Genomic DNA, 10204 nt, shown 5'->3' with positions numbered 1-10204 from the left:
CCTCTGTGCCCGACAGACGGCCGGTCTTCCGCCCCCGCGCCGGAGCCGGTCGCCGCCTCTGTGCCCGACAGACGGCCGGTCTCCCGTCCCCGCGCCGCAGCCGGTCGCCGCCTCTGTGCCCGACAGACGGCCGGTCTCCCGTCCCCGCGCCGGAGCCGGTCGCCGCCTCTGTGCCCGACAGACGGCAGACGGTCCTCCGGCCCCGCGCCTCCGCTCCCCGCCGCAGCCCCCGCATTCGCATACGGCAGACGGTCTCCGCCCCCCGCACCGCGGCCCTCGCGCCCGACAGACGGCAGACGGTCTCCCGCCCCCGCGCCCGACAGACGGCAGACGGCAGACGGTTCCCCGCCCCGCGCCGAGCCCCCGCCCCCTCGACCGGTCGGTGTCCGGCCGTCCCTACGCCGTGGCCGCGCCGGGAGCGGGGGGCGTCAACTGCCGGGCCAGCCATGTCGGTACGCCCCCGAGGAGCCGGAACAGCCGTCGCGCCTCCTCGCGCAGCCGTGAGGCCTCCGGCTCGGACTCCGCGTCCGCCAGGGAGGCCAGCGCGGGTGCCGTGCCCACCAGGTAGCCCAACTCCTCGCGGATCCGCAGGGATTCGGCGAACCCGTGCCGTGCCTCGGTCAACTCGCCGTCCCGGAGGGCGAGTCCGGCGAGGTGGCGCCAGGTGAAGGACAGCAGCAGCGGGTCCGCGTGCGCGGCCGCGCCCGCGTGCGCCCGGCGGTAGGCCGCCCGGGCCGCCTGCGGAGAGCGGGTCAGGTTCTCGGCGATCAGACCCCGGCGGAAGTCCAGCAGGGCCCGCCCGGGCGCCCCAGGAGGGATCAGCGCCGCCGCCCGCCCCAGCGCGGCCCGCGCCTCGTCCGCCCGGTCCCGTACCGCGTGCAGCGTTGCCGTGTAGGCCAGTTGGCCCCGTTCGCAGGCGGCGGCCCCGCGCTCCTCGTCGCTGTGCGCGAGCGCCTCCGCCGTCCGCAGGGCGTCCTCCGCGTCCTCCCAGCCCCGCTCGGTGTACAGACACCGCTCCACCAGCAGTGCGGCCCGCTGCAGGGCCGTGGCGGGGGTGTCGGGCGGCAGCAGGGCCGCCGCGTCCGCCCAGCAGGCCCGCGAGCGCAACCGCCATACCGCGGTCTGGAGCGGATCGTCACCGGCGGTCGTTCCGTTACCAGACATGGCGGTATGCGCCACGTTGCCCTCCCCGAGCACGCCATCGAGCTGTTGAGTGGTGGCGGCATTCCAGCACCAATCGGCGGGCCGGGCCAAGAGGGTGGGTGAAAGATTTCACAAAGTCGTGGGGCGCGGGCGTGACCGGGTTTGGCCCTCGCGCGCCCCTGCTGACCTCAGCTCATGCGCAGGGCGAGGAAGAAGTCGAGCTTGTCCTCCAGACGCGAGAGGTCCCGCCCCGTCAACTGCTCGATCCGGCCGACCCGGTAGCGCAGCGTGTTGACGTGCAGGTGGAGCCGGGTGGCGCAGCGGGTCCAGGAGCCGTCGCACTCCAGGAAGGCCTCCAGGGTCGGGATGAGCTCGGCCCGGTGGCGGCGGTCATAGTCCTTCAGCGGGTCCAGCAGGCGGGCCGTGAAGGCGCGGCGGACGTCGTCCGGGACGAAGGGCAGGAGCAGGACGTGCGACGCCAGCTCCTGGTGCCCGGCAGCGCAGACCCGGCCCGGGCGGGCGGCCGCCACCCGGCGGGCGTGCCGGGCCTCCTCCAGGGCGCCGCGCAGGCCCTCCGCGGAGTGCACGGCCGCGCTGACGCCGAGGGTCAGCCGCCCGTCGTCGTTCAGGCCCGCCGACAGCGTCTCCCGCACCGACTGCAGCAAGGAATCGGCCAGCAGCCCGGTCTCCGAGCCGTCCTGGTCGGAGGGGACCGCGGGCAGCGGGACCAGGGCGATCGCCTCGTCGCCGGTGTGGGCGACGGCGATCCGGTCGGACGGCTCCGGGCCGGTCGCCAGCGGGTCGACCAGCACCTCCTCCAGGAGCGACTGGGCGACCGGGCCGCCCTCCACCTCGCCGCCCTCCCACTCCACGCGGGCCACCACGACCTGCCAGTGCGGGGCCGTGCCGAGCCCGGGCAGCAGCACCGGGGCGGCCACCCTGAGCCGGGCCGCGATCTCGGCCGGCGCGGCACCCGTCTGGACCAGTTCCAGCACCTCCTGGGCGAGCCGGCGCCGCACCGTGCGCGCCGCGTCCCGGCGGTCCCGCTCGACCGCGATCAGCTGGGTGACGCCCTGCAACAGGTCCAGGCGCTCCTCGGCCCAGTCGCCGGCGTCCGCCTCGACGGCCATCAGCCAGTCCGACAGCACCGACTCGCGCACATCGCGGGCGGCCTGAGGGGAGCGGCCGGAGGAGCGGATCGGGAACAGCGAGTACGTCGTGCCGCCCAGCAGGATCCGGTGCGGGCCGCGCCGGCCGGTGCGGGTGGCGGCCAGGTGCTCGGCGGCGAGCTTCGCGCAGGTCTGCGCGGGCAGCGCCGGGCCGGCGACCTTGGAGCCGGCGATCAGTCGGCCGGTGGGGGAGAGCACCCAGGCGCGCAGGTCCAGGTCGGTGCCGAGCAGGTCCAGGACCACGTCCGGGCCGCCGCCCGCCGGGCCCGAGGTCATCATCCGCCGGTGCCGGTCCACGACCGCCGCCAGGTCCCCGGCGCGCTCGCCGGAGACCTGCCGGACCACATATTCGGTGATCGTGGCGAAGGCCACCGACTCGTGCACCGCGAACAGCGGCAGCCGGTGCTTGACGCAGGCCAGGACCAGGTCGTCCGGCACATCGCCCAGCTCCGCCTCACCGGCCGCGAGTGCCGCCACGCCGGCCTGCACCAGGAGGCGTACGAACGGTTCGGAGTCGGCGGCGTCGCGACGCCAGGCCAGCCCGGTCAGCACCAGCTCGCCCCCGGAGAGGTAGCGGCTCGGGTCGCGCAGGTCGGTGGTCATGACCCCGCGCACCGAACGGTCCAGCTCCTCCTCGCCGCCGAGCAGCCGCAGGCCCAGCGCATCGGTGTCCAGAAGTGCGCGCAGCCGCATCTCTTCGCCGCCGTTCTTTGTCTCGAAACCTACGATGGATCTTGGAGGGTGGCGGGAGAAGGGCCCGGCACGGGGCCGCACAGGGCACTCTCCGGGGTCTCCGCGCTGTTTCCTGCGTTTCTCCAGGAAAACGGAGGGGTTACCGATGACCTCCGTTCATACGAATCTACAAGATGCCTGCCGTGGCCAGCCAACTCCTTCATGGTTTCGGTGACTGACCCCGCCGGTCGCGGGGCGGTGTACTGAGTCCACTCCGCGTAAACAGGACATGAACGAGCCGGGCCCGCCGCACACGGATTGGCTCAATCTGTACGACTCACGAGACGAAGAAGAGAGCCGGTCATGGACTTCCTTCGCCCCGCCAGCTGGGAGGAGGCGCTCGCCGCGAAGGCCGAGCACCCCACCGCTGTGCCGATTGCGGGTGGCACCGATGTGATGGTCGAGATCAACTTCGACCACCGCCGGCCCGAGCATCTGCTCGACCTCAACCGCATCGGCGACCTCTACGAGTGGGAGGTCGGCGAGGAGAGCGTACGACTGGGTGCGTCCGTCCCGTACACCAGGATCATGCAGGATCTCCGTGCCGAGCTGCCGGGCCTCGCGCTCGCCTCGCACACGGTCGCCTCCCCGCAGATCCGCAACCGCGGCGGCGTCGGCGGCAACCTCGGCACGGCCTCGCCCGCCGGTGACGCCCACCCCGCCCTCCTCGCGGCCGGCGCGGAGGTCGAGGTGGAGTCCGCGGCCCGCGGCACCCGCCTCATCCCGATCGACGAGTTCTACACGGGCGTCAAGCGCAACGCGCTGCAGCCCGACGAGCTGATCCGCGCCGTGCACGTGAGGAAGGCGGACGGCCCGCAGCAGTACTCGAAGGTCGGGACCCGCAACGCCATGGTCATCGCCGTGTGCGCCTTCGGCCTGGCGCTGCACCCCGAGACCCGGACCGTGCGCACCGGCATCGGCTCGGCCGCGCCCACGCCGGTGCGGGCCAAGGCCGCCGAGGAGTTCCTGAACGCGGCGCTGGACGAGGGCGGCTTCTGGGACAACGGAAAGATCATCACCCCGTCGGTCGCCAAGCAGTTCGCCGACCTGTGCTCGGCCGCCTGCAACCCGATCGACGACGTCCGGGGCACCGCGAGCTACCGCCGCCACGCGGTCGGCGTCATGGCCCGCCGGACGCTGACCTGGACCTGGGAGTCGTACCGCGGCGCCCGCCGCGCCTCTGAGGGAGCTGCGTAATGCGTGTCAACTTCACCGTCAACGGACGTCCGCAGGAGGCCGACGACGTCTGGGAGGGCGAATCGCTGCTGTACGTCCTGCGCGAGCGCCTCGGCCTGCCCGGTTCCAAGAACGCCTGTGAGCAGGGCGAGTGCGGTTCCTGCACCGTGCGCCTGGACGGCGTGCCGGTGTGTTCCTGCCTGGTCGCGGCCGGCCAGGTCGAGGGTCGCGAGGTCGTGACCGTCGAGGGCCTGGCGGACTTCGCCAAGGACCGTGCCGAGGGCGGCTGCGCGACCGGCGCCTGCGGTACGACCCTGCAGGACGCCCAGCAGTGGAAGGCCAAGGGCGGCACCGACTCGCAGACCGGCGAGGGCACCGAACTCTCCCCGATCCAGCAGGCGTTCATCGACGCCGGCGCCGTCCAGTGCGGCTTCTGCACCCCGGGCCTGCTCGTCGCCTCCGACGAACTCCTGGAGCGCAACCCGAACCCGTCCGACGCGGACATCCGTGAGGCACTGTCGGGCAACCTGTGCCGCTGCACGGGCTACGAGAAGATCATGGACGCGGTCCGCCTCGCGGCCGCCCGCCAGTCCGAGGGGGTCTGACAGACATGCCGACCAACGGCGCTCCTACGAAGATCACGCAGGGCTCCCAGACCAAGGGCGGCATCGGCGAGTCCACGCTCCGCCCCGACGGCACCCTCAAGGTCACCGGCGAGTTCGCGTACTCGTCCGACATGTGGCACGAGGACATGCTGTGGGGCCAGATCCTGCGCTCCACCGTCGCCCACGCCGAGATCGTCTCCATCGACACCTCCGAGGCGCTCGCCACGGCGGGCGTGTACGCCGTCCTGACGTACGACGACCTGCCCACCGAGGTGAAGAACTACGGGCTCGAGATCCAGGACACCCCGGTCCTCGCCCACGGCAAGGTACGCCACCACGGCGAGCCGGTCGCCATCGTCGCCGCCGACCACCCGGAGACGGCCCGCCGCGCCGCCGCGAAGATCAAGGTCGAGTACCGGGAACTCCCCGTCATCACCGACGAGGCCTCCGCGACCGCGCCGGACGCGGTCCTCGTCCACGAGAACCGCGACGACCACCACGCCGGACACGTCCCGCACCCCAACATCGTCCACCGCCAGCCGATCATCCGCGGCAACGCGGACGAGGCGGCCGGGCGCGCCGACGTCATCGTCAGGGGCGAGTACACCTTCGGCATGCAGGACCAGGCCTTCCTCGGCCCCGAGTCCGGCCTTGCCGTCCCCGAGGAGGACGGTGGCGTCCACCTCTACATCGCCACCCAGTGGCTCCACTCCGACCTGCGCCAGATCGCGCCCGTCCTCGGCCTCCCCGAGGACAAGGTGCGCATGACGCTGGCCGGCGTCGGCGGCGCGTTCGGTGGCCGTGAGGACCTGTCGATGCAGATCCACGCCTGCCTGCTCGCGCTGCGCACCGGCAAGCCGGTGAAAATCGTCTACAACCGTTTCGAGTCCTTCTTCGGGCACGTCCACCGGCACCCGGCGAAGCTCTACTACGAGCACGGCGCCACCAAGGACGGCAAGCTCACGCACATGAAGTGCCGGATCGTCCTGGACGGCGGCGCCTACGCCTCCGCCTCCCCGGCGGTCGTGGGAAACGCTTCCTCCCTGTCGGTCGGCCCGTACGTGATCGACGACGTCGACATCGAGGCCATCGCCCTCTACACCAACAATCCGCCCTGCGGCGCGATGCGCGGCTTCGGCGCGGTCCAGGCGTGCTTCGCCTACGAGGCGCAGATGGACAAGCTGGCCAAGCGGCTGGGCATGGACCCGGTGGAGTTCCGGCAGCTCAACGCCATGGAACAGGGGACCGTCATGCCGACCGGGCAGCCGGTCGACTCCCCGGCTCCGGTCGCCGAACTCCTGCGCCGTGTCAAGGCGATGCCGCTGCCGCCGGAGCGCCAGTGGGAGTCCAGCGAGGGCGCCGACGTACGGCAGCTGCCGGGCGGTCTGTCCAACACCACGCACGGCGAGGGCGTCGTACGCGGGGTCGGCTACGCGGTCGGCATCAAGAACGTCGGCTTCTCCGAGGGCTTCGACGACTACTCCACCGCCAAGGTGCGCATGGAGGTCGTGGGTGGCGAGCCGGTCGCGACCGTGCACACCGCGATGGCGGAGGTCGGCCAGGGCGGTGTCACCGTGCACGCGCAGATCGCCCGCACCGAGCTCGGCGTCGCCCAGGTGACCATCCACCCGGCCGACACCCAGGTGGGCTCGGCGGGTTCGACCTCGGCCTCCCGGCAGACGTACGTCACCGGCGGCGCCGTGAAGAACGCCTGCGAGCTGGTCCGCGAGAAGGTCCTGGAGATCGGCCGGCGCAAGTTCGGCTCCTACCACCCCGCGTGGGCCACGGCCGAGCTGCTGCTCGAGGGCGGCAAGGTCGTCACCGACGGCGGCGAGGTCCTGGCCGACCTGGCCGACGTCCTGGAGGACGAGGCCGTGGAGGTCGAGGAGGAGTGGCGGCACCGCCCGACCGAGGCCTTCGACCTGCGCACCGGCCAGGGCAACGGACACGTCCAGTACTCCTTCGCCGCGCACCGCGCGGTCGTCGAGGTCGACACCGAACTCGGCCTGGTCAAGGTCATCGAGCTGGCCTGCGCCCAGGACGTCGGCAAGGCGCTCAACCCGCTCTCCGTCATCGGCCAGATCCAGGGCGGTACGACCCAGGGCCTGGGCGTGGCGGTGATGGAGGAGATCATCGTCGACCCGAAGACCGCCAAGGTCAGGAACCCCTCCTTCACGGACTACCTGATCCCCACCATCCTCGACACGCCGACCATCCCGGTCGACGTGCTCGAACTCGCCGACGAACACGCCCCGTACGGGCTGCGCGGCATCGGCGAGGCCCCGACCCTGTCGTCCACCCCGGCCGTCCTCGCGGCGATCCGGAACGCGACCGGGCTGGAGCTCAACCGCACTCCGGTGCGACCCGAGCACCTCACGGGGACCGCGTAACACCGAAGCTCTCCGGGCGGCGCAGGGAACGTCACACACTCCGCCGCGCCGCCCGGAGGAACCCCCCTTCGAGCTCCGCACCGCTCGCGGTCCTTGAAGTACCACCCCTTGTTCGTCTCGGGCCGTCCCCCGGGTCGTCCATTCCCAAATCCCGTGGCCGTCAGGGCGGTTGCACGGGTGCCCCTTTGAACCTTGGGAGATGGCCCCATGACCCAGCAGTCAGTGGAGCCCACGAACACCGCCGAAGACGCGGGCGCGGGTTCGCGTCCGCCGGCCGGCAGGTCGTGGCTCGACCGGTACTTTCACATATCCGAAAGAGGATCCACCATCGGGACCGAGGTCCGCGGTGGCGTCACCACCTTCATGGCGATGGCGTACATCCTTCTGCTCAACCCGGTGATCCTCAGCGGCGCTGACAAGTCCGGCGACTCGCTGAGCCAGAAAGCGCTCATCACGGCCACCGCGCTCGGCGCGGCGGCCACCACTCTCCTCATGGGCTGGGTCGGCAAGGTGCCGCTCGCCATGGCCGCCGGACTCTCCGTCTCCGGCGTGCTGGCCGGTCTCGTCATGGGGACCAAGAGCCTCACGTGGGCACAGGGCCTGGGCATGTGCGTCGCCTACGGCGTCGTGATCATGCTGCTCGTGGTCACGGGCCTCCGCGAGATGATCATGAACGCGATCCCGCTGCCGCTCAAGCACGGCATCACCATGGGCATCGGCCTGTTCATCGCGTTCATCGGCCTGGTCAAGGCCGGGTTCGTGCACGCCGGTACGGCGACCCCGGTCACGTTGGGCAACGCCGGTGAGCTCGCCGGCTGGCCCGTGCTGCTCTTCGCCGTCACGCTGCTGCTCATCTTCGCGCTGCAGTCCCGCAACGTTCCGGGCGCCATCCTCATCGGTATCGTCACCGGAACCGTTCTCGCGGTGGTCGTCAACGCGGCCGGCCTCGTCGACGACAAGGCCTGGGCCAACGGCGAGGGCCCCGCACTGCACGGCGGCGCCGTGTCGATGCCGGACTTCTCGCTCATCGGCAAGGTGTCCTTCGGCGGCCTGGGCGACGTCGGCTACATGACGGTCACCTTCATCGTCTTCACGCTGGTGCTCGCCGGTTTCTTCGACGCGATGGCCACCATCATCGGCATCGGCACCGAGGCCAACCTCGCCGACTCCCGGGGGCGTATGCCGGGTCTGTCCAAGGCGCTCTTCATCGACGGTGCCGGCGGTGTCGTCGGCGGTGTCGTGGGCAGCTCCGGGCAGTCCGTGTTCGTCGAGTCCGCGACCGGCGTCGGCGAGGGCGCCCGTACCGGACTGGCCTCGGTGGTCACCGGTGGGTTCTTCGCCCTCTGCCTCTTCTTCACACCGATCACGGCGATCGTGCCGCGCGAGGTGGCCTCGGCCGCCCTCGTCACCATCGGCGCGATGATGATGATGAACGCCCGCCACGTCGACTGGGGCGACCGCTCCGTCGCGATACCGGTCTTCCTGACCGTCGTGATCATGCCGTTCACCTACTCGATCACCCCCGGTGTCGCCGCCGGTGTGATCTCCTACGTCGTCATCAGGATCGCCCAGGGCAAGTGGCGGGAGATCAGCGGCTTCATGTGGGGCCTGACGGTGCTCTTCCTCGTCTACTTCTCGCTGCATCCACTCCGGACGCTGCTGGGCGTGCACTGACGCCCGCAACCCGCCACGCATCCCCATGACCCGATCAGGAGGCCGAACATGCTGGACATCGCCGACGAGCTGAACCGGTGGGTCGAGCAGGGACGTGACTTCGCCGTCGCCACGGTGGTGGCCGTCGGCGGGAGCGCGCCCCGGCAACCCGGCGCCGCGCTCGCCGTCGACAGCGAGGGCACGGCCATCGGTTCGGTCTCCGGCGGATGCGTGGAAGGGGCCGTGTACGAGCTGTGCCGGCAGGCGCTGGAGGACGGCGAGACCGTCCTGGAGCGCTTCGGGTACAGCGACGAGGACGCCTTCGCCGTCGGCCTGACCTGTGGCGGCGTCATCGACATCCTCGTCATGCCGGTCCGGGCGGACGGTCCCGCCCGGCCGGTGGTCGCCTCCGCGCTGGCCGCCGCCGCCCGCGGGGAGGCGGCGGCGGTCGCGCGGATCGTGGAGGGACCGGCGGCGCTGCGGGGCCGGGCCCTCCTCGTCCGCCCGGACGGTTCCCACGAGGGTGGCTTCGGGGGCCATCCCGAGCTGGACCGCACCGTCGCCGCCGAGGCCGGCGCCTTCCTGGACGGGGGCCGCACCGGCACCCTGGAGATCGGCGAGCAGGGCTCGCGCTGCGGCGCCCCGGTCACGGCCCTGGTCGAGTCCTCCGTCCCCGCCCCCCGCATGATCGTCTTCGGCGCGATCGACTTCGCGTCCGCGCTGGTCCGCGTCGGCAAGTTCCTCGGATACCACGTCACGGTGTGCGACGCCCGCCCGGTGTTCGCCACCCGCACCCGCTTCCCCGAGGCCGACGAGATCGTCGTCGAGTGGCCCCACACGTACCTCGAGCGCACCGACGTCGACGCCCGTACCGTCCTGTGCGTCCTCACCCACGACGCCAAGTTCGACGTCCCCCTGCTCCGGCTGGCGCTGCGCCTGCCGGTCGCCTACGTGGGCGCGATGGGCTCCCGCCGCACCCACCTCGACCGCAACGAGCGGCTGCGCGCCGTCGGCGTCACCGAGCTGGAGCTGGCCCGGCTGCGCTCCCCGATCGGCCTCGACCTGGGCGCTCGTACGCCGGAGGAGACGGCGCTGTCCATCGCCGCCGAGATCGTGGCCAACGGGCGGGGAGGTTCGGGCGTGTCGCTGACCGGCGCGCACACGCCCATCCACCGCGACGCGACAGTGGTACCGGACGGCCGCATCGGCTCCGTGGCCTGAGTTCCCTCCGCCGTCTCGGGCCCGATCTCGAAACGGCCCGGGCGCCGACCCGGTCCACCTCGAGTCCGGTGCCCCTCCCGTTGCCGGGCTCCGGACCGACGCCGGCAGCGTGCGT

At 72.1% G+C, this 10204-nt stretch carries 7 protein-coding genes; 5 read left to right on the top strand and 2 right to left on the bottom strand.

Annotation, left to right across the window (positions count from 1 at the left end; all coding sequences use genetic code 11):
* Nucleotides 1-396: 396 nt before the first annotated feature.
* A complete protein-coding gene (locus AB0L59_RS11310) occupies nucleotides 397-1164 on the bottom strand; it encodes a hypothetical protein (protein ID WP_365581735.1) in 768 nt (255 codons plus the stop codon).
* Between the two features lie 167 nt (nucleotides 1165-1331).
* Nucleotides 1332-3005, bottom strand: a complete 1674-nt coding sequence (locus AB0L59_RS11305; protein ID WP_365581734.1) for a PucR family transcriptional regulator ligand-binding domain-containing protein — start codon at nucleotides 3003-3005, stop codon at nucleotides 1332-1334.
* 342 nt (nucleotides 3006-3347) lie between these two features.
* On the opposite strand from AB0L59_RS11305, the gene AB0L59_RS11300 reads away from it, so the two are divergent.
* The 5 genes from AB0L59_RS11300 (at nucleotide 3348) to AB0L59_RS11280 (ending at nucleotide 10089) form a co-directional block, all read left to right on the top strand.
* Entirely contained in the window at nucleotides 3348-4241 is an 894-nt protein-coding gene (locus tag AB0L59_RS11300; RefSeq protein WP_365581733.1) for a xanthine dehydrogenase family protein subunit M, read from the top strand.
* Nucleotides 4241-4825, top strand: coding sequence for a (2Fe-2S)-binding protein (locus AB0L59_RS11295; RefSeq protein ID WP_365581731.1), 585 nt, complete (start codon nucleotides 4241-4243; stop codon nucleotides 4823-4825). The genes AB0L59_RS11300 and AB0L59_RS11295 overlap by 1 nt, the downstream gene beginning before the upstream one ends.
* Before the next feature lie 5 nt (nucleotides 4826-4830).
* Nucleotides 4831-7215, top strand: coding sequence for a molybdopterin cofactor-binding domain-containing protein (locus tag AB0L59_RS11290; protein WP_365581730.1), 2385 nt, complete (start codon nucleotides 4831-4833; stop codon nucleotides 7213-7215).
* Nucleotides 7216-7422: 207 nt separating this feature from the next.
* Nucleotides 7423-8889 (top strand): NCS2 family permease, encoded by a 1467-nt coding sequence (locus AB0L59_RS11285; RefSeq protein WP_365581729.1) that lies wholly within the window; start codon nucleotides 7423-7425, stop codon nucleotides 8887-8889.
* A gap of 48 nt (nucleotides 8890-8937) precedes the next feature.
* The gene (locus AB0L59_RS11280; RefSeq protein ID WP_365581728.1) at nucleotides 8938-10089 is read left to right on the top strand and encodes an XdhC/CoxI family protein; all 1152 of its coding nucleotides are present in this window, start codon (nucleotides 8938-8940) and stop codon (nucleotides 10087-10089) included.
* Nucleotides 10090-10204: the final 115 nt, after the last annotated feature.

The sequence above is a fragment of the Streptomyces sp. NPDC052109 genome, from assembly GCF_040680195.1.
Lineage (GTDB): Bacteria > Actinomycetota > Actinomycetes > Streptomycetales > Streptomycetaceae > Streptomyces.
The sequence above is the reverse complement of the archived record's forward strand: the minus strand, read 5'-3'. Positions and strand labels throughout refer to the sequence as shown.

Coding starts and splice junctions, on each gene's coding strand:
- AB0L59_RS11310 (WP_365581735.1), bottom strand. CDS start 1,164: ATGTCTGGTAACGGAACGACCGCCGGTGACGATCCGCTCCAGACCGCG.
- AB0L59_RS11305 (WP_365581734.1), bottom strand. CDS start 3,005: ATGCGGCTGCGCGCACTTCTGGACACCGATGCGCTGGGCCTGCGGCTG.
- AB0L59_RS11300 (WP_365581733.1), top strand. CDS start 3,348: ATGGACTTCCTTCGCCCCGCCAGCTGGGAGGAGGCGCTCGCCGCGAAG.
- AB0L59_RS11295 (WP_365581731.1), top strand. CDS start 4,241: ATGCGTGTCAACTTCACCGTCAACGGACGTCCGCAGGAGGCCGACGAC.
- AB0L59_RS11290 (WP_365581730.1), top strand. CDS start 4,831: ATGCCGACCAACGGCGCTCCTACGAAGATCACGCAGGGCTCCCAGACC.
- AB0L59_RS11285 (WP_365581729.1), top strand. CDS start 7,423: ATGACCCAGCAGTCAGTGGAGCCCACGAACACCGCCGAAGACGCGGGC.
- AB0L59_RS11280 (WP_365581728.1), top strand. CDS start 8,938: ATGCTGGACATCGCCGACGAGCTGAACCGGTGGGTCGAGCAGGGACGT.